The organism is Sphingomonas sp. BAUL-RG-20F-R05-02 (assembly GCF_022662305.1).
In the GTDB taxonomy this organism is placed as follows: domain Bacteria; phylum Pseudomonadota; class Alphaproteobacteria; order Sphingomonadales; family Sphingomonadaceae; genus Sphingomonas.
In genome coordinates this window covers 1-22400 of record NZ_JAKNQH010000020.1, presented here as the reverse complement: position 1 = coordinate 22400, position 22400 = coordinate 1, and the positions used below count along the sequence as shown (strand labels likewise).

Here is a 22400-nt window from a genome sequence, read left to right as displayed (position 1 = left end):
TTTCAGGACGTTGCCGCTGCTGCGGCGGGTTGCGGGGCGTCACGGCGCGCGGCGAGGGCGAGGCGCACGACGTGGAATAACGACCAGGCAAGGAAGACGAGGGCCATGATCCCGTTCAGCAGGAAGATATCGTCGAACGCGCGGACGTTCGCTTCCCGCGTCGCCGCCTGAGAGAGTTGTGCGATGCCCTGCGCCTGCCGCAGCACGGGATCGGTGACGATGCGGCCATAGACCTGCCCCTGAAGCTGGAGCCGTTGCGCGACGATCCCGCTCGTCGGATCGACACCGGCGTTGATCGTCGCCGAATATTCATGTTCGCGATATTGCTGGATCGTGCCGAGGATGGCCGGGCCGGCAAGGCCGCCGAAACTCTGGCTGATCGTGAACAGCACGACGAAGCTCACCATATAGCTCGGCCCGTTCTTCAGCGCCGACATGACGCCCACCAGCAGCAGCGGCCCCATGAAGAGCCCGGCAGCGGTCGACAACAGGAATTGGCTAACGAACATGTCGTGCGGCCGAGTGAGGCTCGTCGCGTTCCAGTCAAGGAAGCTGCCGATCGCGATCAGCACGATCGACAGCAGGATCTGCGGCATCACCGCCTTTTGGTTGAAGGTCAGTGCGCTGCCGCCGATGCCGAAGATCAGCCCGGCCAGCATGACGGCGTATAGCGGCTGAAGCTGATCCGGTCCCATGCCCAGCGTGCGCAGGAAGCCGGTCGCGCCATAGGTCTGTTCGGACAGCAGGAAGCGGATGCCCATCGCGCCGATCGCGAAGCGGATCGTCGACAGCGTACCGAGCCAGCGAATCTGCAGAAGGGGGTTGGCCCGGCGATGCTCGACGATGATGGCGAGCGTGACGAGGACGATCGCGGCGATCAATGCGTAGGCGATCCAGTTCTGCGATGTCCACCATTGCGTCCGACCCTGTGCGAGCACCGCCGCCAACAGCGCGAGCCCCGGCGCGAGCAGCGCGAAGGTCAGCAAGTCGAGTTTCTCGAACACCTTGATGCGGATGCCCGGCGGCAGCTTCAGGACGACAACGCAGGCGAGGCAACACAGAGCCAGCCCGGATTCGAATAGGTACAGCGTGCGCCACTCGCCGAGATCCAGCAGCGCTGGCGACAGCAGCCACGCCAGCGGCGTCGCCAACTGCGAAATGCCGAGGCCGATCACCAACCCTTGACCCAGCTTCGCCTTCGGGAAAGCCTGGAGGATGTACATCGTCGACAATGTGCTGATCGTCCCCGCCGCGAAGCCGCTGACGGCGCGCACGAACAGCGCCATCGGGTAGCTTTCGACGAACAGGTGCAGGAAGGTGACGAGCGCATAGAGCGGCAGGCCGATCTCCGCGAAGCGCCTGAGTCCGAACTGCTGGCGGAACTTGAACAGCACCAGATTGGCCGATACGTTGACCATCAGATAGGCCGCGGGCAGCCACGCGCCTTCCACCGGAGTCAGGCCGAGCTGCCCCTGGATGTTCGGCAGGTTGGCACTGACCAGCGCATTGCCGAGTCCGCCGGTGATGCCGAGCAGCAGCGCGATCGCACCGTAGGCGAGACGCACCGGCACGCTGTGGTTGGGCGTCGACGGCGACCCCGGCATCGAGGGCTTTTCATCGTCGGACCAGTTGGGAACGGGTTCGAGCGGGGCGCTACCCATGGGCGCTCCGGCCAGGCTGCACGCCGCCCAGGAGCAACTCCGTCAACCGCGCGATCATCGTCTTACGCGCGGCCTCGTCCTTTTCGCGCATGGCCGTACCAATCATGGCGACGATCAGGATCATGTCGTCAGGCCGAAGGTCTGGTCGAACAATACCTTCCTGCACCGCCTCACTTACCGGCCCGGCACAGAGTGCACAGAAGCGGCGTTGCCGCACCAGGCTCGCCTCGGACTGGGGATCGACCACGCGCCAGGCGTCCGCCAACGCGGGGTTTATAGCCAATTCCGCGGCCACTTGGTCGACGATTGCCTGCCATTTGCCGACCCCGCGATGCAGTGAGGCGATGGCAACCTCCATCCGGTCGAGCGACGCGTCGACGAGTGCCAACACGAGAGCCGCACGATCCGGGAAGTGTCGGTAGAGTGTGGCCCGACCCAGTCCGGAGCGGGTGACAACGGTATCTAACGAAGTCGTAATGCCGAGCTCCAGAAAGACTGCCGCTGCCGCGTCGAGCAGTACCGTACGGTGTCGTCGTGCGTCGGCTCGGAGCGGGTCCATGACGGTTATGTGGACACTTTAGTCCGCTTCGTCAAGGTTGGAGGGCGGGAAACTGCGTGCCACGACCCGCTAAGAGCGCGTTTGAGAAGGATTCCCAAAGGGGCTTTGGTGTGATTCATGGGGCGTCGGATCAACGACGCGAGCCGATGCCCGATGCCGAAGAGGAAGCCGCCTGCGAGGCGGCGCTATGACACCGATCTGACGGACATACAGTGGGAGCTGATCGCCCCATGATTCCGGACGCTCGAGCCGGCGGACGACCGCGCAAGGCAACGTCGCGCGAGCTGGTCGATGCCATTCTCTACTTCTTGCGCGCGGGTATCGCATGGCGACTGCTGCCCCACGACCTGCCTCCTTGGCAGACGGTCTATTATTATCTGCGGCGCTGGCAGGAGGAAGGTGTCTGGCAGCACATCCATCATACCCTCGTGCTCGCCGATCGCGAGCGCTGTGGCCGGCAAGCCTCCCCTTCAGCGGGGATCCTCGACAGCCAGTCGGTGCGCACCGCCGATCAAAAGGGGGCGAAAAGGGCTACGATGCGGGCAAGAAGATCACTGGGCGCAAACGCCACATCCTGACCGATACCGATGGCCGGCTCCTCATTTTTCGGGTCCATGCCGCTGATGTCAAGGATCGCGACGGCGGCAAGCTGCCACTCAAGGGCTCACGCCAGCGCTACCCGTTCGTTGAACGCGTCTTCGCCGATGGCGGCTATGCCGGTCTTGCCCTCCATCAGCGCCATCAACCGGTCGAGTGGGCCGGTGACCGCGCGGATCGTCCGCGTGGCGACCTTGGTGTAGAGCGCGGTCGTTTCGAGCTTGCTGTGCCCGAGCAGCACCTGGATGACGCGGATATCGACGTCCTGCTCGAGCAGGTGGGTGGCGAAACTGTGCCGCAGCGTGTGCGGGCTGACGCGCTTGCGGATCCCAGCTGCGTCAGCCGCCTCACAGACGGCACGGTAGAGTTGCCGCGTCGAGATCGGATCGGTGTAGCTGCGCCCCGGAAACAGCCAGCCGTGCGGCAACAGGACGCTGCGCCGTTTCCCCTCGCGCCACCAAAGCCGCAGCAGCTCGAGTAGTTGCGGCGAGAGCATCGCATTGCGGTCCTTGCGTCCTTTGCCCTCAAGCCGAACTCGGTCCGGCGACGTGACGACGATGCTGATACCACTGCGCATGCCGGATCGTTGCACAAAGCACCTGCGAACGGAATCCTCAAACGGACTCTTTCGTCTCGATCAATCCACTAGCCTTTATCGGGGCCGAGCTCGGAAGCGGTCGTTCATTTTGGATTGCTTTGCCGCGACAGGGCTCGAACCTGCGAACTCCAGGCGCGGCCGATCCAGCTCCGCTGACTGCGCCTGAAATCGCTTACGGCTTACCGCATCTACCGACGACTTCTCGTCGTTGAGACACGTCGAGAGCATGTTTCAACGCTGCCATTCTCCTACTTGAAATATCAGTGTACGCATAAACATCGTCAACTTAGCGGGATCGCCTCGTTCGCGCGGACGGTGAACTTGCGTGGCGGTCTCGAGGGTAGCCTCACCGTGACAGTCTGCGGCTTGGTTTCGATGCCCATCAACATCTTTGGGGCACCCTCGAAGTTCGTGGTCAGCCGAGCAGCACCCCCTTCGATCTCGGCGATGAGCTTACCGGCGAGTTCAAGCCTCGCGCCACCTGCCGCATAGTGCATGCAGGTGCGTAGATTGGCATCTGTGCGCATCTCCAATCGTGCATCCTGCGCAGCAGGGTGATTTGGTCGAACGTTCCAGTGCAATATCTCATGCTCCTCAGAGATGCCGACGAGCCGCCAAGTATAATCAACCATTACCAATGCAGTCGGCGAGTAGCCAGGATCGTCCTCCTTCGTAAAGTCCCCGCTAATCGGGTCTATCTGAGTACGCATCGTCATGTCGCGCTGGATTGCCTCGCACCACCGGCCCATGAGTTCGCCGAACTCGGCTACTCGTCCATAATGATCAAACCATCGAGTAGCCCGCAGCGCTGTAAGCGCTTGGGCAGCTCCACCCCAACTATTATTCGGTATTGGCCTGACAAACGCAGGGTCGTCTAGTGCTACCGACGGAAGAGGAAACTGAGCCCAGAACTTTTTGGGATTGTGAATTTGACGGTCCCAAAGCACCTCGAAAAGAGGTTGGTCCGGTACATGCTCCGCGATCACTCGCGAAAGAAGGTCACCGTTGACCCTCACAAATCGATCCTGAGCGTCCCGGTCATAGAAGGTGGCTTCCTGTGGATCGAAGAGGCGAGCAAGGATCGCTGATCGTATCCTTTCTGCATCGTCGAGCCAGCGTTCTGCTTCTGCCTGTTTGCCCAAGGCTTCAGCCATCGCTCCCAAAGCCCGGCGTGCACCGAAAGCCGTTGCGGAAAGATCCGGGCACAGGCGGGGCAGAGAGGCGATCGCGTGATGTGTTCGCGCGTTTTTATTTGGGCATTGGTTCGGCATCCCAGCCCAACGCGGGCTATTGTCGTGTCCGGTGTCATAGGTGCAAAAGCCTTCAATCAAGCCGGTCCCTCGGGTATCGCGGTACTGTCGCAACCATTTGTCCCAAGCCGAGCAGCTACGGTAAGCAGCTTCTAAAAGCTCAGTGTCTCCGGTGGCTCTCGCGAGCTCCCATGCCGTCGCCGCGATCGGCACCACCATCTGTATCTGCCCGAACCCGGTCTCAGAAAGCTTGTTGTTGGCCGGCATTTGGCCATCGGCGCGCTGAAGTTCGAAAAAAGTCATGTGACTCGCCCGGGCGACGTCCGGACGAAATTTGCGGTAGACCAGCGCCTCGTGCGGCCCGCACTCCTGCCAGATGCCGCGGTAGACCGAGCCCTCGATCAAGACCGGCTGATCCACGTAAGGCATGACTTGAACGTTGCCGGCCAACACCGAAAGCGCCTTGTCATAGGCGGCTTGCCAACGGGTGTTGGAAGTGAAGAATGACGGCGCGCTTTCTGCGCACATCTGGCGGTCAGGTCGCGAATCGCGGGTACCCGCAACAGCTGCTTTGTTCGTAGTCAGGGAGGCCGCAACTGACCCGGCCAGGAAGGTTCGCCGGTGCAATGATCCACTCCTCTCAACGAACATTTGCGTCATCCGGCACGCTACAACAATTCTGAAATGCTCTGCATCCATTGTTTCGACGCTTGTCAAACCGCAGCTATAGCGTGATCCGTTTCAATTAAGTCCCCTTCGGCGCATCGCCGCCTAACAGCCGACAAACCGCTTTCCACCAACTCCGGCGGTTGCAAGCGGCAGGGGATCGAACCCGCACCCCGTCGCCGGGGATCGCTGTAGCGATACGTCTACCAATTCCGTCACGCTGGCAGACACCGCTATAGCACGCTCACGCTGACGTGCGGAATGTCCGCATTCCACCACCGCACGAAGCCGCTGCGCGGCAGTGGGGTTGGCGGTAAGGTAGCGCAGCGGCGTTGAGGTTTGGCCCTGCGGCAGCGGGGGCAGACGATGGAGTTCCTTCAACGAGAGGAACTTCCCATGGCGACTCTATCAACCGAAACACCCGTTACCCCGCTGCGTCAGCGCATGCTCGACGATATGGCGATGCGCTCAATGCGGTCGCGTACCCAGCACGACTATGTCCGCCACGTCCGCGCCTTCGCGGCTTTCCTGCGACGCTCGCCGGAGACCGCGACCGCCGAGGACGTACGGCGCTACCAGCTTCACCAGCGCGAGCACGGTGTCGGGGAATCCGTCGTCCGCGCCACAGTATCGGCGCTGCGCTTCCTGTTTGAAGTGACGCTTGACCGGCCCGACCTGTCGCGCAAGCTGGTCCTGGCGCCTCGTCCCCGCAAGCTGCCCGACGTGCTGACCAAGCCAGGCGCGCTGCGCAACGGTGCGCCGTTTGAAAACTGGGAATTGCCCCCCCGCGCTGTCTCGACTGCGACGCAAGCTCGGCGCTGGAGACGACGCCGACCGGCGGTTCGTCCGCGTGCTGGCGGCCGTACTCGATGATGGGCTGGAGGCGGTCGAAGCAGCCGTGCGCGAGGCGTTGCTGGCAGGCGTCACCAGCGACGACATCATCCTGAACATTCTGGCGCGACATCGCGAGCCGGTTCCGCCGCTGGCCATTATTACGCTCGAGGATCTGGTACTGCGCCATCCACCACGCGCGGACTGCAACCGTTACGACAGCCTACGAGGTCTCCATGCAGCGGCATGAGATGATGAAGGCCCTGACGGGGCTTGGGCTCAAGGGCATGGCATCATCCGACGATGGGCGAGATCTCCCCCGCCGAGTTCATCCCCTTGGTTGAACAAACATCGCTGGCCCGAGCGGTCACGCAGTGGGTGCTGGATGCCGCGCTGGATCAGCTGTCATCCTGGACAGCACGCGGCGTCGGCCTCAATCTGTCGATCAATGTTTCGGCTGCTAATCTGGCAGAAGCCGACCTCATCCAACGCATACAACTCGGTCTTCTGAAGCGTCAACTGCGGCCCGAGCAACTTGAAATCGAGCTTACCGAGAGCGCTATTATGGATCAGCCGGATCAGGCGCTGGAAATGCTGCGCGAACTAGCTGCAACCGGCATCTGCGTCGCGATCGATGATTTCGGGACTGGCCAGAGCAGCCTTGCTTACCTGCAAAAGCTGCCGACGCAGGTTGTAAAAATCGATCAAACCTTCGTGCGTGATCTCATCCAGAACCATGGACCGGACTTCGTGCTGGTCGAAACGATGATCGGCCTGGGGCACAAGCTGGGCTACCGTGTAGTCGCTGAAGGCGTGGAAACTCCGGAAGCGGCAGCGATCCTCACGAACGCCGGATGTGAGGAAGCGCAAGGCTTCCTGTTCGCACGGCCAATGTAAGCCATCCAGCTCGAGCGCTGGATAACAGAACGCAGTGAATACGGTCGGTTACCGTCGAAGGCCGCCTGACAAGATGCCTACGCGAATCGGCTCTGTCTCTGCCTGGTCGCAGAAGTCCTGATTCCTGGCGCCGCGTATGTCTACGCTTATGCGACGCGGCGGTGGCGTGACTTGGTGGGTGCCACTTCGACGGTGGGCACAATTAGCCGCGCGATCAACGCCAGCTCACGACAGCCTGGCATTCGGCCGGACCCGGCGTCCGAGCGTGTCGATCAACCACAGGAGGGTGCCCTTCCATAGCCCGTGCAGGCGCGCCTGATAGCTGCGGTACAGCATCGCGTGCCCCAGCTGCGCCACCCGTCCGCGAATGAAGCCACCTTCGAAGAAGCCGAAGCGGCCGAGGGTGCCATAAGCGTCGAAGCCGCCAAGCGACACAAGACTGCCGAAGTCCTGGTAGCTGGCCGGTCGTACCTGCTTTCCGGCGATAAGCGCGGGCAAATGCCGGCACAGGTAGCGAGCGTGCTGGTTCGCAGCTTGAGCCGTAGCCGGAACGGGAGTGTCCCGACCCGGCAGCTGAGGGCTCGCGCAATCACCCAGTGCGTAGATGTGCGGATCGCGAGGTACCGCCAGCGTAGGCCCAACGACGAGCTGCCCGCTACGGGTGCGTTCCAGATCGTTCAGCGAGTCCAGCAGCGGTGGAGCCTTGATGCCGGCCGCCCACACCTTCAGCCCAGCGCTGACGAGCTCGTCTCCGCTCAGACGAAAGCCGGTCGGGTCGACTGCTATGACGCGCGTGCCGGTGCGGACAATGACGCCAAGCTGTTCCAGCTTGGTCTGGGCAGCTGCCGCCACTTTCTCAGGAAAGGGGGCGAGCAACCGAGGGCCGGACTCGATCAGCACGACCCGGAGGTGGTTCGATGCTCCGAAGACTCCGTATTGCTCAACAACTGCGGCGGCTTCGATCAGTTCAGCCGCAAGCTCCACACCCGTGGCGCCACCACCGACAATGCCCACGGTCAAAGGTTGGCCAGCCCCTACGCTCTTCACCAGCTCAACACGAAGTCGGTCATTGAAGGCGATGGCGTCGGAGCGGCTGTCGATACTCGCACAGTGTTCCGCGACGCCCGGCGTGCCGAAATCATTTGCCCTGCTTCCTACGGCGAGCACAAGCGTATCGTAAGAGATCGTCCGCGTCGGCACGATCTCCTCGCCATCGATCACGAGTGGGGCCAGCTTGACCTCTCTCGCGTACCGATCGACGCCGATCGCCTCGCCATACTCGTAACGAAAGCCATGCCCGCGCGCCTGTGCGGCATAGACGGTTTCCTGCGCCCCGGCATCCGACGTGCCCGCCGCGATGGTGTGCAGCATGGGTTTCCAGACATAGGCTGGCTCGCGGTCTATCAGCGTCACCTCGAGCTGCCGATCACCAGTCCCCTTGCGCGCCACATGGGTAGCGACATCCAAACCGGCCACGCCACCACCTACTACAACCAGCCTGTGCGACTCAGATATCGACGACATTGTATCAACCATGCGTGACCTAACCCGTAGCAGCCGCTCGGGTTCACTCACCCAGGTGAGGTTGGGCTCTTATTCCGCGCACAGCGCAGCCCACATCTCACTAAGGGGGTCCGGTGCCGAGTGATCAGGGCGCGAAAGTCCTAAGTTTCGAACGTCGCGTATCTCGTCGATTATGCGACAAACCGCTGCCTGATGGCACGGAACGGTATTGGCGCTAACCGGTGATGAGGGCGTCAACGAGATAGTCGTCGTCCGGTAGCTGCCCGCCGAGCATCAGCATGGCGAGGCCGTGAACGAGTGACCAGGCTTTCATGCGCTCGCCTCGGCCTGACCGAACCGACGCCGCCGGCAGTGCTGCTGCGGTGACCCGTCACGGTTCCGGATCGCTTGTCATCGCCTGCGGATCATACCGCGTCGCCATTGGCAGAGCGCAAAGTGAAATAAATGCGCTATTTGCCGAGAATTGGCACAGACGACAAAGTGTCGTGGCGCGCAGTGCAACCCGATCAGATGTTTGGGCCATGGTCAATTCTGGGGACTGTTGATCAACCGGCCTTGCGACCCCATTCGCGGTTCAAAGCCAGCGCCGCGAGCGTGCAAATTGCGCCGGACAGAAGATATCCTCCAACTGCCGCAAGGCCGAAATTGCTGGCCAGCAGCAATGCGGCCAGCGGCGCAAAGCCTGCACCAATGAACCATGCCGCAGTCGCCGTGGTGCCTGCCCCGGTATAGCGATGCCGCGGCGAGAAGCGATCGTTCACTGCCCCCGAAGATTGGCCGAACGAGAGACCCAGAAGGATGAATCCTGCAATCATATAGATCCATTCGCCGGCAGGCCCTTGGCCGAGCAGCCGCGGCGCAAAGAGGCTGAACACAGCGATCAATCCCGCCGAGGCACCCAGCAGCGTACGACGTCCGATCCGGTCGGACAGGATACCGGAGAGCGCAACGGTAACAAGCCCGACAACCGCGCCTACCAATTCAATCTTGAGGAAGTGTACCGGCGGCTCGCCGGAGGCGAGAACCGACCAGGAGAGCGGAAATACCGTGACAAGATGGAATAGCGCGTAGCTCGCCAGCGGCGCGAAGGCGCCCAGCAGCACGACCTTGCCGTGCTCGCGAAACAGCTCCGAGATCGACGACGGCTGCAATTCCCGACTTTTGAACAGCTCTTCAAATGCCGGCGTCGAGATCAAGCGGAGCCGGGCAAACAGCGCGACAACGTTGATCACGAAGGCGACGAAGAACGGGTAGCGCCACCCCCATTCGAGGAAGTCGGACGTCTTCAGATCTGTTAAAAGGAAGACGAACACGGCTGTGGCGACGAACAAACCGATTGGCGCGCCCAACTGCGGTATCATAGCAAACCAACCCCGGCGTTCTGGCGGCGCATTGAGCGACAGCAGCGAGGGCAGGCCGTCCCAGGTCCCGCCGAGAGCGACCCCCTGGCCCATGCGAAAGAGTGCAAGCATTATGGCTGCGCCAGTCCCCAACTGCGCGTAGCTCGGCAGAAAGGCCAGTGCCGCGGTCGATCCGCCGAGCAGAAACATCGCGACTGTCAGCTTGACCCCGCGACCATGCTTTCGATCGAGCCACATGAACAGCAATGCGCCGAATGGGCGGGCGACGAAGGCGAGCCCGAAGATGGCGAACGAATACAGTGTTCCGGTTATTGCATCTACATAGGGGAACAACCGCGAAGGAAAAACCAGCACCGAAGCGATCGCATAGACGAAGAAATCGAAGAACTCTGACGACCTCCCGATGATCACGCCAACCGCGATATCACCCGGCCCGATGTGATGGTCGCGGGCGTTGATCAGCCGAGCATCTCGCTCCAGCGGCGTGGAGTTGCCCGCTTCCAGGGTCGTGGCTGCCATCCCGTCTATCCTCTATTCGATCCCTTCCGGAACGCCGCCAACCCTAGGGCAGGGCGTGCCAGATCCGGGCTGATGATGGGCCATCCTAACGCGGCGCAATCGACAACACTTTGACCGTGGTCAAATGCGCGCGCGTTGGCCCGAGCTACCACCCGCGCATGCGCAGAGCAGGAACCACCATCGCCCGACGGGCTGTCCGCCTTCCATTCGTGCTCATGCCGGCAGTGCTCGGTGGGTGCGACATGGTCGTCATGAACCCCGCCGGCGACATCGCCGTCCAGCAACGTGACCTGATTCTTTTCTCGACCGGGATCATGCTCCTAGTCGTCGTGCCGGTCATGGCGTTGACGGTGCTGTTCGCGTGGCGGTACCGGCGCGGCAACGCAGACAAGACTTACGATCCCAATTTCGATCACTCGACCACGCTGGAGCTGGCGATCTGGTCGATCCCGCTGCTCATCATCGTGGCACTCAGCGCGGTGACCTGGACGAGCACGCACCTGCTCGATCCATTCCGTCCGCTCGAACGACTTTCCGCCGGTCGGCCGGTGCCACCCAACACCAAAACGCTCCAGGTGCAGGTGGTCGCGCTCGATTGGAAATGGCTCTTCATCTACCCCGATCTGGGGATCGCCACGGTCAACGAGCTGGCGCTGCCGGTGGACGTGCCCGTCCGCTTTTCGATCACCTCGACGAGCCAGTTCAACACCTTCTACGCCCCGACGATGGCGGGCATGATCTACGCCATGCCGGGCATGCAGTCCCAACTGAATGCGGTGCTGAATAAGCCCGGCGAAAGCTGGGGCTATTCCGGCAATTATACCGGCCGCGGCTATTCGAACATGCGCTTCAGGCTGCGCGGGCTGGCGCCCGCCGACTTCAACCGCTGGGTCGCCGAGGTCAAAGGCAGCAAGCAGGGCGTTCTCGCACCGGGCAGCTACCTCGCGCTGGAGCGGCCGAGCGAGAAGGTGCCCGTGCTGCACTTCTCGTCGGTCACGCCTGGGTTGTTCGACCGGGCTCTCAACGGCTGCGTCCAACCCGGTAAGCCATGCATGGTCGATGTGATGCGGCGCGACATGGCGCGCGGCGGTGGCAATACGGCCAACGGGCGGATGGGCAGCGGCATGCCTGCCGGCCGCGACACGACTCCTGTCAACGCCGACAAGCCGACGCCCGCGCTGCAAAAGGCCCCCGAAGACAAGGGTTCCGGACCCAACGTCACCAAGCCGGCGACGCCCGGTGCCGCCCCGGGCCGGCAGAAGCCAGGCGACCCGCGCAACCGTGACATGTCAGCCGTCGATGCCATTCCCGCCGCCGGCGCCTCGCGCGTCGCACGGGCCTGATCCTAGCCATTCGGGACCATCATGACCGATAACAGCCTTTTCAAGACGATCTTTGGACGTCTCACCTGGGAATCCTTCCCGCTTCACGAGCCGATCCTGCTCACGACGTTCATCGTCGTTGTGCTGCTCGGTCTCGGCATCGTCGGCGCGGTGACCCGCTACCGTCTGTGGGGCTATTTGTGGAACGAATGGTTCACCAGTGTCGATCACAAGAAGGTCGGCGTGATGTACATCATCCTGGCGATCATCATGCTGCTGCGCGGGTTTTCCGACGCGGTCATGATGCGATTGCAGCAGGCGGTCGCATTCGGTTCGAACCCGGGATATCTGCCGTCCCACCACTACGATCAGATCTTCACTGCGCACGGGACGATCATGATCTTCTTCGTGGCGATCCCGCTGGTCGTCGGCATCATCAATTTTGTCATGCCGCTCCAGATTGGCGCACGCGACGTCGCCTTCCCGTTCCTCAACAATCTCAGCTTCTGGCTGACGGCAGCCGGCGCGGTGCTGACCATGATCTCGCTGTTCGTCGGCGAATTCGCCCGCACCGGCTGGCTGTCCTATGCACCGCTCGCCGAGCTGGCGTATAGCCCGGATACGGGAGTCGATTATTACCTATGGTCGCTCCAGATCGCGGGCGTCGGCACGACGCTGTCAGCGATTAATATGGTTGCGACGATCATCAAGATGCGCGCGCCGGGCATGACCATGATGAAGATGCCGGTGTTCTGCTGGACAGCGCTGTGTTCCAACGTGCTCGCGGTGGCGATCTTCCCCGCGCTGACCGCTGCGTTCTTCCTGCTGATGCTCGATCGCTACGTCGGGACCAATTTCTTCACCAACTCGCTCGGCGGCGCGCCGATGATGTACTGGAACATGGTGTGGATCTGGGGGCATCCGGAAGTTTATGTCCTGGTTCTCCCAGCGTTCGGCATCTATTCGGAGATCACAGCGACCTTCTCGGGCAAGCCGCTGTTCGGCTATTCCTCGATGGTCTACGCGACCGTCGTCATCACCATCCTGTCCTATCTCGTATGGCTGCATCATTTCTTCACGATGGGGGCAGGGCCGGACGTCAACAGCTTCTTCGGTATCGCGACGATGGTTATCGCCATTCCGACGGGTGCGAAGATCTTCAACTGGCTGTTCACCATGTACCGGGGCGACATCCGCTTCGAACTGCCGATGATGTGGGTGGTCGCTTTCATGCTGACCTTCACGGTCGGCGGCATGACCGGCGTCCTCCTCGCAATTCCGCCGGCCGACTTCGTGCTGCACAACTCGCTGTTCCTAGTCGCCCATTTCCACAACACGATCATTGGCGGCGTGGTCTTCGGGCTGTTCGCCGGCATGGTCTACTGGTTCCCCAAGGCCTTCGGGTTCAAGCTCGACGAGTTCTGGGGCAAGGTCGCGTTCTGGGGCTGGGTCGCGGGCTACTGGATTGCATGGACACCGATCTACATCGTCGGGCTCATGGGCGTTCCGCGCCGGGTCAACCATTTTGACGACCCTTCGCTTCAGCCCTATTTCATCGTCGCTGCGATCGGTGCGGTGATCATCCTGGTGGGCATCCTCGGCTTCGTGATGAGCATCGTCATGGGCTTCGTGAAGCGCAAGGAACTCGCCGACACGACGGGCGATCCCTGGGGCGGGCGGACGCTCGAATGGTCCACCACGTCGCCTCCACCGGCGTACAATTTCGCCTCCACGCCCGTCGTTCACGAGTTAGATGCCTGGTATGACATGAAGAGCCGCGGCTACGAGCGCCCTGCTGGCGGCTTCCGCCCGATCCATATGCCCCGCAACACCGGCGCCGGCGTGATCCTGGCCGGTCTGGCGCTCGGCCTCGGCTTTGCCATGGTGTGGTATATCTGGTGGCTTGCGGCTTTGTGCTTCGTCGGACTGATCGTCACCGCCGTCGGGCATACGTTCAACCTGAAGCGCGACTATTTCATCCCCGCCGACGACGTCGCGCGGACAGAGAGCCAGCGCACGGCGCTCGCCAAGGGGATCTGACATGACCGATCATGTTCTTGAGCGCGGTAAGATGAGGTCTGAAACCTGGCACCTTGCCGAAGAAGACGACCACGATCACGGCGGCAACGGCGCGACCCTGCTCGGCTTCTGGATCTACCTGATGAGCGATGCGCTCATCTTCGCCTCGCTGTTCGCGATGTATGGGGTGGTGAGCACCGGCTATGCTGGGGGGCCGGTGCCGCGCGAAATCTTCGACCTGAAGCTTGTCGCGCTCAACACGGCCTTCCTGCTCGCCTCGTCGATCACTTTCGGGCAGGCGATGCCGCACATGGAGGCCGGCCGGGTCGGGCCCACCCGCTTCTGGCTTGCCGTCACCGGGCTGCTGGGGGCGGCCTTCGTCGGCGTGGAGTTCTACGAGTTTTCCCATCTCATTGCCGAAGGGGCAGGGCCGCAGCGTAGCGCCTTCCTGTCAGCGTTCTTCACGCTCGTCGGCACGCACGGCGCACACGTGACGGTTGGGCTGATCTGGATCGTCACCATGCTCGTGCAGATCGGTCAGCATGGTCTCAGCCAGCCGATGAAGCGTCGGCTTATGTGCCTGTCGATGTTCTGGCACTTCCTCGACATCATCTGGATCGGTGTCTTCACCTTCGTCTATCTGTATGGAGTCCTCCGTTGAGCCACTCTTCGATCGAGGGAGACGCCGCGCTCCACAACCATGGCGATACGCACGGTCACGGCAGCCGCCGGGGATACAGGGTCGGGACGATCCTCTCCATTCTGCTTACCGTCGTGCCGTTCTGGCTCGTCATGTCGGGCGCCCTGCACGACGCCGCAACCACCGCAGCGCTCATCTTTGCCATGGCGATGGTCCAGATCGTGGTGCATGTCGTGTGCTTCCTACACCTCGACACGCGATCTGAGGGAGGCTGGACGTTGCTCGCCTTCCTCTTCACGACCGTGATCGTAGTCCTGACGATCGGCGGGTCGATCTGGGTCATGTATCATCTCAACACCAACATGATGCCGATGCCTGGCGGTACGATGGGGGCGGTGCACTGAGCAAGGACGCGGGGCTGGCGGGCGGATCGCAGCGACGCAAACGCTTGGCGCTGGCCGCACTAAGCTTGATCGCCACGCTGGTGTTCCTCTCCCTTGGCATCTGGCAGGTCGAACGCCGCGCCTGGAAACTCGCCTTAATCGCGGCGGTAGACGCGCGGGTGCATGCGCCGCCGAAGCCGGCGCCGGCCGCGCGTGCATGGCGGGGCCTTGACGCAAAACGGGACGCTTACCGGCATGTGACCGCACGCGGGCGCTTCCTCAACGACGCGGAGACGCGTGTTCAGGCGCTGACGGGAGACGGTGCGGGGTTCTGGGTATTGACGCCGCTGCGCACCGACGCGGGCTTCACCGTGCTCGTCAATCGCGGCTTCGTTCCGCCCGAACGTGCCAATCCCGCCACACGCGATCCTGTCGGCGGCGTGGTCAACGTCACCGGTTTGCTGCGGATGAGTGAGCCTGGGGGAAGCATGCTGCGATCCAACCAGCCAGCGCAGGATCGCTGGTTTTCGCGCGACGTCGCGGCGATCGCGCAAGCTCGAGCGCTGCAACAAGCCGCGCCCTATTTCATCGATGCGGATGCCGGCGCCAACCCCGGCGGATCGCCGCGTGGCGGCATGACGGTGTTGATCTTCCCCAACAACCATCTGATCTATAGCATCACATGGTTCGCGCTCGCGTTGCTGTCGTTCGTTGGGCTGATCGTGGTCCTTCGTACCCAGCGCTGAAGGGCTGCGCCCAGGCTACCTTCAGCTCCGGGTACGTGCCGCGACGCGTCAGGCGCGTGCTTGCCCGTCTCCCCGAACACCGCCGTACGCATCGTCCTATCGGTGACGATAGATCACAGTCGGATGCCCAGGCCCACGCCGAACACTAATGGATCGAGGCCCAGCTTCACCCCCTGCGTTCCTGCAGCGGTCGTAGCGAGCCGTACTTTCGTGTTGATATCGATATATTTGACGTCGAGGTTCAGGAAGACCTTGGGCGTGATGTCCACATCGATACCCGCCTGGGCTGCCCATCCAAAACTATCGTCCATGTGGACACGCGTCGGTCCTACCGCAGCCTCCAGCCCATCCGACGCCTTCTCGTTCCAGAAGATAGTATAGTTGATACCGACTCCGACATAGGGACGGATGTGGGACTTAGGCGCGAAGTGGTATTGCGCGGTCAGGGTCGGCGGTAACACCCAGGTCGATGCAAGCTTGCCGATGCCACCAGTCGTTCCGCGTACGCCGCTCGCACTGTGCTTCGTGGTCGAGGCGATGAGCTCGAAGCCGATGTTGTTCGTCGCCATGTAGGTCGCGTCGACCTCCGGCATTGCACTATTATTGACCTTCACCCGCTCGCCCGGAAAGGCGGGTAGAACGCTGCCTGAATGCTCATTAGGCGCGACAAGGATCGCGCGCGCGCGCAGCAGAACATCACCGGCCTGGATGCCCCCGCGTTCCGCCTCCGGTGCTGCCCGCACATCCGTCTGCGCGAATGCGGGGGCCGCGATACCTGCCGCTGCCAGCGCCAGCAGTGCGCCAATGCGCCTGAACCTGTTCATCGCCGATCTCCTCTGTTTTCGGTGTGAAGGTCGAATAGGCGCACCGCAGCGGCGCATCCTTGACTACGGACAAGCATGGATTTGACGCCGGTCAAAGTCCGTCGAGGCCGACGCGCGCATCGCCGTGGCTATGTGGACCTATCATCCTGACCTGCTTGCGCGGCCGGTGCCACGCTACACCAGCTACCCGACTGCCGCGGAGTTCGACGATATGGTCAGCCATGATGACTTGGCTTCCGCGCTTGACGTCCTGCCCGCGGACGAGCCGATCTCGCTCTATCTGCACATTCCGTACTGCCATGCGATCTGCTGGTACTGCGGATGCAACACGGGTGCAGCGAACCGGACCGCACGGCTGGACGCGTATCTGGCGCGCCTTCACCAAGAAATTGCCATGGTGGCAGCGCGGCTGGCCGGCCGTGGCAGGGTCGGGCGAATCGCCTTTGGCGGTGGCAGTCCAAATGCCGTATCGGCCAAGGCCTTCGTGGCGCTGGTCGATCATGCCGTTACCGCCTTCCGCTGTGAAGGCACTGCGCTGTCCGTCGAACTCGACCCGCGCGGGTTTGGGCCGGATTGGGCCTCTGCGATCGCCGATACCGGGGTGACGCGCGCAAGCCTCGGCGTTCAGACGTTCGACCCCAGACTGCAGACGGCGATAGGGCGTGTCCAACCGGAAGCGGATATTCGCCGCGCCACCGATCTCCTTCGCAACGCGGGGGTGGAGTCGATCAATTTTGACCTAATGTACGGTTTGCCGGGGCAGGACGATGCGTCGCTCTCGGCGACGCTCGATACCGCTCTATCCCTCGCGCCCGACCGGATGGCCGTCTTCGGCTACGCGCATGTCCCGAACCTAATTCCCCGCCAACGCCGCATCAACGCGAGTGCGCTCCCGGGCGCGGCGGCGCGCTTCAAGCAGGCCATGCTGGCACACCGGCAACTGACCATGGCTGGTTACAAAACAGTCGGATTCGATCATTTTGCCCTGCCGGGCGATGGTCTGGCCCGCGCCGCCACGAACGGCACGCTTCGCCGCAACTTCCAGGGCTTTACCGAAGACAAGGCCGACGTGCTGATCGGCATGGGGGTCAGCGCGATCGGTCAGTTCCCCAACCGTCTGCTCCAGAACGACAAGAATCCAGGGCAGTGGCACTCCGCAATCGGCTCGAGCCGATTCGCAACCGCGCGTGGCATACGCCGTACGGTTCAGGACCGCGTCCGTGGGCGTGCGATCGAGGCCATCCTGTGCCGCGGAGCGGCGGATTTAGGCGATGTGCCGGAACTGGAACGCGTTCGCTCCCGCCTGAGGCGCTTCGAAGATGTCGGTTTGCTCTGGTGGCGAGGCACCCGACTGGAATTGGCCGCAGAGGCGCTGCCCTATGCCCGCGCGATCGCAACAACCCTCGATTCGTACCGGGCGGAGAATGCGGCGCAGTTCAGCCATGCGGTCTGACGGGTAATTACTTTACGCTGCCGTTGTCGCGCGGCGCCATGGGTGAGGCGCTCGGCTTGGCCATCGGAACGGTCAGCCGGCACATGTCCGCCTTGCACAATACCGGACTGATAGCAGTGTCCTGCGGTAGGGGCTTGCTCGACCGGCCAGCACCGGCCAGCACTGGCGAAATTGGCTGGATGAGCAGCCGCGAACTACCGGCTTCCAGTATTGCAACTGCAGCAGAGCGCAGCACGTCGCGGCCAGGGCGACAAGACGGGATATGGCAACTATGGTGTTCTCATGGCCTTAACCGACATATGCGCCGACTGTGCGGTTCGCGACCGCTCCTTATGCGGCAGTCTCGGCAATTCCGAACTCAAGGCGCTCAACGCCCTGAGCCAGCGTCGCAACGTCAAGCGCGGTCAGGTGGTGGCTTGGGCGGGGGATGAAGCCGTTATCTGCGGCAATCTGCTGGACGGCGTGTTGAAACTGGTTGCCGCGACGACAGACGGTCGTGAGCAGATTGTCGGGCTATTGTACCCAGCAGACTTTTTTGGACAGCCTTACGCCGGGGAAATCGACTTCGATATCGTCGCGCTGACCAATGCCGAGCTATGCGTGTTCCCACGTCCTGCTTTCGAGCGCGTGCTCGACGATCATCAGCGGATGGAGCGGCTTCTCCTCCAGCGCACCCTGGAATCCTTGACCGAAGCACGCGAGCGTATTCTGGTGTTGGCGCGCAAATCCGCCGGAGAGAAGGTGGCAGGCTTTCTTATCGACATGGCTGTACGCGCAGGGGAAAAAGGGTGTCGGGCGACCGCTCAAGGTCCGATCACATTCGATCTGCCGCTGACCAGGGGGCAGATGGCTGACGTCCTTGGCATGACGATAGAAACGGTCAGCCGCCAGCTTACGCGGTTGAAGACAGATGGCATCATCGCCTTGCCCGGCGCCCGGGCTGTGACGATCAGCGATCGTGCCGCGCTTGCCGCACGTGCCGAAGCGGCCTGATTCGCGCCGTCAGGATAAGGCGAAGCGTCTACCGCTTGCTCGCAGACGCAAACTGTCGATAAGCACCGATCGAGTGGCGGCCGTCAGCCGGTGGCGAGCCAATGCCAGGATAGCAAGTTCCTCGCAGTCCATGGCCTGCCGGCAACCGTCAAAAAAGCAGCGCAACATATAACCAAGCGTATTGGGCGAAATGCGCTCTGCCATATCCAGGCTCCCACGCAATGCATCTACCAGGTCTTCAGCGTGCGTTGCATCGGCGATGTGACGGGCGTGAACTTGCTCGATCAGTACCGCCGCGAGCGGATCCGCCGCATCATACAGCTGGGCGACATCTGGATACGGTGGCACAGTTAGTTCGCCCGGATCATAAAGCCCCTTCAGCGCGTCGCATATCTTTTCCACCACCGGAGCGGGGGGGAGCGCGGGCAATTCGTCGGCGCAGCATTCGAGCAGATCGCACAGTTCGCCAAGTTGACGATGATCTTTGACGAGCCGCAAAATGTCGCCTTCCGCTATTTCGTCGGATCTGTTCGTGAGTGACACAACCGTGCCACCCGACCACTGAAGGTTCATCACCGCCTGCTCCTCTTCCTATGGCACGCGCGCACAGTGCAAGGACGACGATGTGCGGGAACGTCCGCAGTTTGACATTGACCGCCGTCAAAGCGCTCACGTTTGTCGCGTCTATGGAGACGCCATGAAGTATGATGTGATCATCGTGGGCGGCGGACCCGCAGGATTGGCCTTCGTTCGTGAGCTTGCCGATAGCAGACTTAGCCGCTCTGGTCGAACTGCAGCCGCTCGGCCGCCCTTGTTGATCCGGCCAGCGACAGCCGCAAGATAGCACTGACGCACCGATCGGTCGATATTTTACAGACGCTGGGCGCATGGACCTTGATCGACCCGGCGGCAACTGGCGTCTATGTGCCGCCACTTGTCGCTAATCTCCTGAGTTTCTCACGTCGCATATGTCCCTGATTTTGCGACAGCGGAATGTCCGCACCTGGTGGACTACAGTCTGACCGCTTTCGAGTTTGAACGTCGATGTAGCGGGACGGCATGGTTGCAGAGCCAGCACCGCTGCGTCGTGTGCAATCATCTGTCTTCTGGCTTCGTCACCCGTTCGTCGAGGGCCTCGATATTCAAGCCGACGTGGATGTTATCGCCGTTCGGAGTGCCAAGCGATTTCGCCGCGTCGTTGTAGCTATATGTTTAGCCTTGAAAATCCGGGAGTAGAAGAAAGCATGCTCCTCGGTGGCGGGTCATGCTCCTCGCCACGAGCGATGAATTGGAGACGGTCAACCGTGCGCGTGAAGATCCTCACTGTGTATCCACACGCGCTTGCCCGAGCCTGTTGCAACGGGCCGCAATTGTTCCGCAATACGACGTAAGTCAGCTTCATGTGCCAGAACCCAAGCTGCCATAAGAACGTAAGGAAGTGGTTGCGGCATTGGCCCTATGAGTTTTCCCTCACTACGGTCTTTAATAATGCCCTCTTCGATCGCGTCGCGAGAGAGGACAATTATGTATTTTTCTCCACCAACTGCTGCGGGAAGATTTATCGATTCGGGAAAGGCCTTCACGATCCACGCCTCCTTTTCGCTTTCTTAAGCGAGGGTGCGTTTAGTCCTAAGCATCTGCAAGTTACGTGATTTTACGGAAGTTTGCTATTTTTAGTAGCAAATCAATGAGAGCCCCGACTTCCAGCCATCCGACCGACCGTAGTTCCGTCGGGCCATACTCGATCGTGTCGAGCCGCTGGAAGTGATACTAGGTTTATTTCCGCTATGAATCTGAAACATCATTCGATAGGTAGATGATGAACCTCTAGATATGCAGTCTTGGCATTAATGCAGTCTTTTGACTGTTCAAATTGTGCAACGCATTCTGTTAATCGTTTCTCAAGGATCGCAGGATGCGATTTATAGTAATTTACAGGCTGCGCAGTTGGTGAACAAGCCCCGATGCCGACAGCCAACACAAGGAAAATCAATCTCGACATCTATTCTGCCTGACACAATTTATGCCGCTTTAACAAGCGCTGACGATCGTCTGGGGTAGGCGATCAAGCGACGTAATTAGCTGTGGCACAGCAGCTGCGATCGCATGTGTCCTCGGGTGTGAAGAAGCGATTGGCCGTTTGGCCCTCCATCTCCGCCCCGGACCAGCCGCGCAGCGCTTCCGCGCCCGGATTCTATCTGGTGACCTCGCTGGCCAGATTAGTGGTAACGATTGCAAAGTCGACGGCGCTGATGAGAACGGCGCGCGCCAGTGCCGCCCGATGCTAAGCTGTATCGGTCATGGTTCAGCTCTTGGAAGGGGTGACGGGCTCGACGACAGGCTCCTGCTTACGCAGCAACCGCACCGCTGCACGGACCAATTCGCTGGCGTTGTTGAAGTCTCCCGACGCAACCCGCGTATCGATGTAACGCATCAAGTTCGGGGGTCAGCGAGACGTTGCAGGATTATCGGGTGGCCATGACTTGCCTTCGCCAGACTTCCACGCCCTGTCATTGTTTGCCATAAGCTAAAATGCAGACTATTTATGCTGCACCAGCGAGGATCAGTATAATGGCTGATATCAAAGACATGTCGCGTGCGATCCACTCCGCTCTTCAAGAGATCGGTGTCACGGGCGAACTTAACGTTCATATGGACGGCGATCAGGCGGTCGCCTCGATCGGGCAGCCGGGTGGTGACGATGTAGAAGTCTTAGTCGAGATTCACGACCTTAAGGCCGCGTAGGCACATAGGCCTTGGCCAAGTCAGCGGTCGCTCCAGGGCTGCGGATGCTGCCCTGGAGCGTGTTTGTCATGCCGATGCGATAGCCTTGGCAATGTCCTGGGGACTGTGACCTGTAAGGTCTTTGGAGATCTCGCCGGCAAGCTTCGCTTCCAGCGACTTGTGGTAGTGCTTGCGCAGCTCGCCAAGCGTCCGCGGCGCGGCGATCACGACCAGGTCGTCGATCTTGCCATCGAGTACGCGCTTGTTGAGCAGCTCTGCAACGCCGGCGGCGAAGCTGTCCTCGTCCTGCTGGCTGTCGCTCGGGTTGGCCGAGCTGCTCAGATGGCGGCTGCCTGAGCCTTTGTTGGTTGTCGACACGTGGGCATCCGGCAGGGCGGTGAGCGACGGGCTGCCTTCATCGCCGGAGTTGCGGAAGAGGTGCAGCGTCTCGCCATCGGCGACCGCCACGACGGCATTCTTGGGAAGCTTCATAATTCTCCTTCAGGCGCACCGCGCCTTCGGTAGTAGATTGTTAGGGCTGTCCTACCAATTGAGCCGGCAGGACAGTGTCGCTCATGCTTGGGTCTGGGTCGGGCTGTCGCTGGGTGCATCGCCTGGGTCACCCGGTTCGATCACCGGCGGCTCAGGGTTCTCTGGGCCAGGCAGTGACTCTGGCTGATCGTCCGGCACGGGCGTACCGTCGGGTTCGCGGATCGGGTCGGGTGCGTAGGGGTCGGGCGGAAGCGTCGCCATGTTGTTTCTCCTGCGGGTTGCTGGTTTAACCAAGCAGCCCCTGCAATCGGTCCAATGATCTTGCATATTTGCCGGCGGCC

The 22400-nt window shown here is 61.6% G+C and carries 23 protein-coding genes and 6 pseudogenes; 14 read left to right on the top strand and 15 right to left on the bottom strand.

Annotation, left to right across the window (positions count from 1 at the left end; genetic code table 11):
- Positions 1–2 precede the first annotated feature (2 nt).
- The 3 genes and pseudogenes from L8F97_RS20190 to L8F97_RS23035 all read right to left on the bottom strand — a co-directional run.
- Positions 3–1661: an MFS transporter gene (locus L8F97_RS20190; RefSeq protein ID WP_242154221.1), complete on the bottom strand. Its 1659-nt coding sequence runs from the start codon at positions 1659–1661 to the stop codon at positions 3–5.
- Entirely contained in the window at positions 1654–2049 is a 396-nt protein-coding gene (locus tag L8F97_RS20185) for a hypothetical protein (RefSeq protein ID WP_242154219.1), read from the bottom strand. Before L8F97_RS20185 ends, L8F97_RS20190 begins: the two co-directional genes overlap by 8 nt.
- Positions 2050–2052: 3 nt before the next feature.
- Positions 2053–2220: pseudogene (locus tag L8F97_RS23035) on the bottom strand (helix-turn-helix domain-containing protein); the annotation flags it as partial.
- Positions 2221–2450: 230 nt separating this feature from the next.
- On the opposite strand from L8F97_RS23035, the gene L8F97_RS20180 reads away from it, so the two are divergent.
- Positions 2451–2798: a transposase gene (locus L8F97_RS20180; protein WP_242154217.1), complete on the top strand. Its 348-nt coding sequence runs from the start codon at positions 2451–2453 to the stop codon at positions 2796–2798.
- A pseudogene (locus L8F97_RS23030) lies at positions 2768–2905 on the top strand (IS5/IS1182 family transposase); the annotation flags it as partial. The gene L8F97_RS20180 and the pseudogene L8F97_RS23030, both read left to right, overlap by 31 nt.
- Here the strand turns inward: L8F97_RS23030 and L8F97_RS20175 are convergent.
- The 3 genes and pseudogenes from L8F97_RS20175 to L8F97_RS20165 all read right to left on the bottom strand — a co-directional run.
- Positions 2885–3352 (bottom strand): annotated as a pseudogene (locus L8F97_RS20175) (tyrosine-type recombinase/integrase); the annotation flags it as partial. The pseudogenes L8F97_RS23030 and L8F97_RS20175 sit on opposite strands and share 21 nt — an antisense overlap.
- Before the next feature lie 344 nt (positions 3353–3696).
- The gene (locus L8F97_RS20170; RefSeq protein ID WP_242154215.1) at positions 3697–5292 is read right to left on the bottom strand and encodes an MGH1-like glycoside hydrolase domain-containing protein; all 1596 of its coding nucleotides are present in this window, start codon (positions 5290–5292) and stop codon (positions 3697–3699) included.
- Positions 5293–5475: 183 nt separating this feature from the next.
- Positions 5476–5556, bottom strand: a pseudogene (locus L8F97_RS20165).
- Between the two features lie 141 nt (positions 5557–5697).
- On the opposite strand from L8F97_RS20165, the pseudogene L8F97_RS20160 reads away from it, so the two are divergent.
- The 3 genes and pseudogenes from L8F97_RS20160 to L8F97_RS20150 all read left to right on the top strand — a co-directional run.
- A pseudogene (locus L8F97_RS20160) lies at positions 5698–5991 on the top strand (phage integrase N-terminal SAM-like domain-containing protein); the annotation flags it as partial.
- A 54-nt stretch (positions 5992–6045) separates the two neighbouring features.
- Positions 6046–6412, top strand: a pseudogene (locus L8F97_RS20155) (IS21 family transposase); the annotation flags it as partial.
- Positions 6413–6435: 23 nt separating this feature from the next.
- Positions 6436–7059 (top strand): EAL domain-containing protein, encoded by a 624-nt coding sequence (locus tag L8F97_RS20150; RefSeq protein WP_277925103.1) that lies wholly within the window; start codon positions 6436–6438, stop codon positions 7057–7059.
- 225 nt (positions 7060–7284) lie between these two features.
- On the opposite strand, the gene L8F97_RS20145 is transcribed toward L8F97_RS20150, so the two are convergent.
- A complete protein-coding gene (locus L8F97_RS20145) occupies positions 7285–8583 on the bottom strand; it encodes an NAD(P)/FAD-dependent oxidoreductase (RefSeq protein WP_277925106.1) in 1299 nt (432 codons plus the stop codon).
- Between the two features lie 545 nt (positions 8584–9128).
- Complete coding sequence (locus tag L8F97_RS20140; protein ID WP_242154209.1) at positions 9129–10463, bottom strand: MFS transporter; 1335 nt, start codon at positions 10461–10463, stop codon at positions 9129–9131.
- A 215-nt stretch (positions 10464–10678) separates the two neighbouring features.
- On the opposite strand from L8F97_RS20140, the gene cyoA reads away from it, so the two are divergent.
- From cyoA to L8F97_RS20115, 5 genes are read left to right on the top strand one after another with little or no spacing between them, the layout of a single operon-like run.
- Positions 10679–11806 (top strand): ubiquinol oxidase subunit II, encoded by a 1128-nt coding sequence (gene cyoA, locus L8F97_RS20135; RefSeq protein ID WP_242154207.1) that lies wholly within the window; start codon positions 10679–10681, stop codon positions 11804–11806.
- 21 nt (positions 11807–11827) lie between these two features.
- Positions 11828–13825, top strand: coding sequence for a cytochrome o ubiquinol oxidase subunit I (gene cyoB / locus L8F97_RS20130; protein ID WP_242154205.1), 1998 nt, complete (start codon positions 11828–11830; stop codon positions 13823–13825).
- A 1-nt stretch (position 13826) separates the two neighbouring features.
- Complete coding sequence (gene cyoC / locus L8F97_RS20125) at positions 13827–14465, top strand: cytochrome o ubiquinol oxidase subunit III (RefSeq protein ID WP_242154203.1); 639 nt, start codon at positions 13827–13829, stop codon at positions 14463–14465.
- Entirely contained in the window at positions 14462–14848 is a 387-nt protein-coding gene (cyoD, locus tag L8F97_RS20120; RefSeq protein WP_242154201.1) for a cytochrome o ubiquinol oxidase subunit IV, read from the top strand. The genes cyoC and cyoD overlap by 4 nt, the downstream gene beginning before the upstream one ends.
- 44 nt (positions 14849–14892) lie before the next feature.
- Entirely contained in the window at positions 14893–15573 is a 681-nt protein-coding gene (locus L8F97_RS20115) for an SURF1 family protein (protein WP_242154199.1), read from the top strand.
- 113 nt (positions 15574–15686) lie between these two features.
- On the opposite strand, the gene L8F97_RS20110 is transcribed toward L8F97_RS20115, so the two are convergent.
- Positions 15687–16397, bottom strand: a complete 711-nt coding sequence (locus L8F97_RS20110; protein WP_242154198.1) for an OmpW/AlkL family protein — start codon at positions 16395–16397, stop codon at positions 15687–15689.
- A gap of 130 nt (positions 16398–16527) precedes the next feature.
- Here L8F97_RS20110 and hemN point away from each other — a divergent pair, with 130 nt between their 5' ends.
- Genes hemN through L8F97_RS20095 form a run of 3 tightly spaced genes read left to right on the top strand, consistent with a single transcriptional unit; the run spans position 16528 to position 18843 of the window.
- Positions 16528–17850 carry an oxygen-independent coproporphyrinogen III oxidase gene (gene hemN, locus L8F97_RS20105; protein WP_242154196.1) on the top strand — a complete coding sequence of 441 codons (1323 nt, stop codon included), beginning with the start codon at positions 16528–16530 and terminating at the stop codon, positions 17848–17850.
- Positions 17733–18281 (top strand): helix-turn-helix domain-containing protein, encoded by a 549-nt coding sequence (locus L8F97_RS20100; RefSeq protein ID WP_313932074.1) that lies wholly within the window; start codon positions 17733–17735, stop codon positions 18279–18281. Before hemN ends, L8F97_RS20100 begins: the two co-directional genes overlap by 118 nt.
- Positions 18226–18843, top strand: coding sequence for a Crp/Fnr family transcriptional regulator (locus L8F97_RS20095; protein WP_242154235.1), 618 nt, complete (start codon positions 18226–18228; stop codon positions 18841–18843). Before L8F97_RS20100 ends, L8F97_RS20095 begins: the two co-directional genes overlap by 56 nt.
- 9 nt (positions 18844–18852) lie before the next feature.
- On the opposite strand, the gene L8F97_RS20090 is transcribed toward L8F97_RS20095, so the two are convergent.
- The 4 genes from L8F97_RS20090 to L8F97_RS23020 form a co-directional block, all read right to left on the bottom strand.
- A complete protein-coding gene (locus L8F97_RS20090; protein ID WP_242154192.1) occupies positions 18853–19419 on the bottom strand; it encodes a hypothetical protein in 567 nt (188 codons plus the stop codon).
- 722 nt (positions 19420–20141) lie between these two features.
- The gene (locus tag L8F97_RS20085) at positions 20142–20426 is read right to left on the bottom strand and encodes a hypothetical protein (protein ID WP_242154190.1); all 285 of its coding nucleotides are present in this window, start codon (positions 20424–20426) and stop codon (positions 20142–20144) included.
- Positions 20427–20644: 218 nt separating this feature from the next.
- A complete protein-coding gene (locus L8F97_RS23025; protein WP_409929072.1) occupies positions 20645–20845 on the bottom strand; it encodes an EexN family lipoprotein in 201 nt (66 codons plus the stop codon).
- A gap of 303 nt (positions 20846–21148) precedes the next feature.
- Positions 21149–21277 (bottom strand): type II toxin-antitoxin system ParD family antitoxin, encoded by a 129-nt coding sequence (locus L8F97_RS23020; RefSeq protein ID WP_409929071.1) that lies wholly within the window; start codon positions 21275–21277, stop codon positions 21149–21151.
- Positions 21278–21414: 137 nt separating this feature from the next.
- Here L8F97_RS23020 and L8F97_RS20080 point away from each other — a divergent pair, with 137 nt between their 5' ends.
- Positions 21415–21588, top strand: coding sequence for a hypothetical protein (locus tag L8F97_RS20080; RefSeq protein WP_242154189.1), 174 nt, complete (start codon positions 21415–21417; stop codon positions 21586–21588).
- Between the two features lie 66 nt (positions 21589–21654).
- Here the strand turns inward: L8F97_RS20080 and L8F97_RS20075 are convergent, their stop codons facing one another.
- Both L8F97_RS20075 and L8F97_RS20070 read right to left on the bottom strand, forming a co-directional pair.
- Complete coding sequence (locus L8F97_RS20075) at positions 21655–22059, bottom strand: host attachment family protein (protein ID WP_242154187.1); 405 nt, start codon at positions 22057–22059, stop codon at positions 21655–21657.
- Between the two features lie 81 nt (positions 22060–22140).
- Positions 22141–22320 carry a hypothetical protein gene (locus tag L8F97_RS20070; RefSeq protein ID WP_242154185.1) on the bottom strand — a complete coding sequence of 60 codons (180 nt, stop codon included), beginning with the start codon at positions 22318–22320 and terminating at the stop codon, positions 22141–22143.
- Between the last annotated feature and the right edge of the window lie 80 nt (positions 22321–22400).

Coding starts and splice junctions, on each gene's coding strand:
- L8F97_RS20190 (WP_242154221.1), bottom strand. CDS start 1,661: ATGGGTAGCGCCCCGCTCGAACCCGTTCCCAACTGGTCCGACGATGAA.
- L8F97_RS20180 (WP_242154217.1), top strand. CDS start 2,451: ATGATTCCGGACGCTCGAGCCGGCGGACGACCGCGCAAGGCAACGTCG.
- L8F97_RS20145 (WP_277925106.1), bottom strand. CDS start 8,583: ATGTCGTCGATATCTGAGTCGCACAGGCTGGTTGTAGTAGGTGGTGGC.
- L8F97_RS20140 (WP_242154209.1), bottom strand. CDS start 10,463: ATGGCAGCCACGACCCTGGAAGCGGGCAACTCCACGCCGCTGGAGCGA.
- cyoA (WP_242154207.1), top strand. CDS start 10,679: ATGCCGGCAGTGCTCGGTGGGTGCGACATGGTCGTCATGAACCCCGCC.
- cyoB (WP_242154205.1), top strand. CDS start 11,828: ATGACCGATAACAGCCTTTTCAAGACGATCTTTGGACGTCTCACCTGG.
- cyoC (WP_242154203.1), top strand. CDS start 13,827: ATGACCGATCATGTTCTTGAGCGCGGTAAGATGAGGTCTGAAACCTGG.
- L8F97_RS20110 (WP_242154198.1), bottom strand. CDS start 16,397: ATGAACAGGTTCAGGCGCATTGGCGCACTGCTGGCGCTGGCAGCGGCA.
- hemN (WP_242154196.1), top strand. CDS start 16,528: ATGTGGACCTATCATCCTGACCTGCTTGCGCGGCCGGTGCCACGCTAC.
- L8F97_RS23025 (WP_409929072.1), bottom strand. CDS start 20,845: ATGTCGAGATTGATTTTCCTTGTGTTGGCTGTCGGCATCGGGGCTTGT.
- L8F97_RS23020 (WP_409929071.1), bottom strand. CDS start 21,277: ATGCGTTACATCGATACGCGGGTTGCGTCGGGAGACTTCAACAACGCC.
- L8F97_RS20080 (WP_242154189.1), top strand. CDS start 21,415: ATGGCTGATATCAAAGACATGTCGCGTGCGATCCACTCCGCTCTTCAA.
- L8F97_RS20075 (WP_242154187.1), bottom strand. CDS start 22,059: ATGAAGCTTCCCAAGAATGCCGTCGTGGCGGTCGCCGATGGCGAGACG.
- L8F97_RS20070 (WP_242154185.1), bottom strand. CDS start 22,320: ATGGCGACGCTTCCGCCCGACCCCTACGCACCCGACCCGATCCGCGAA.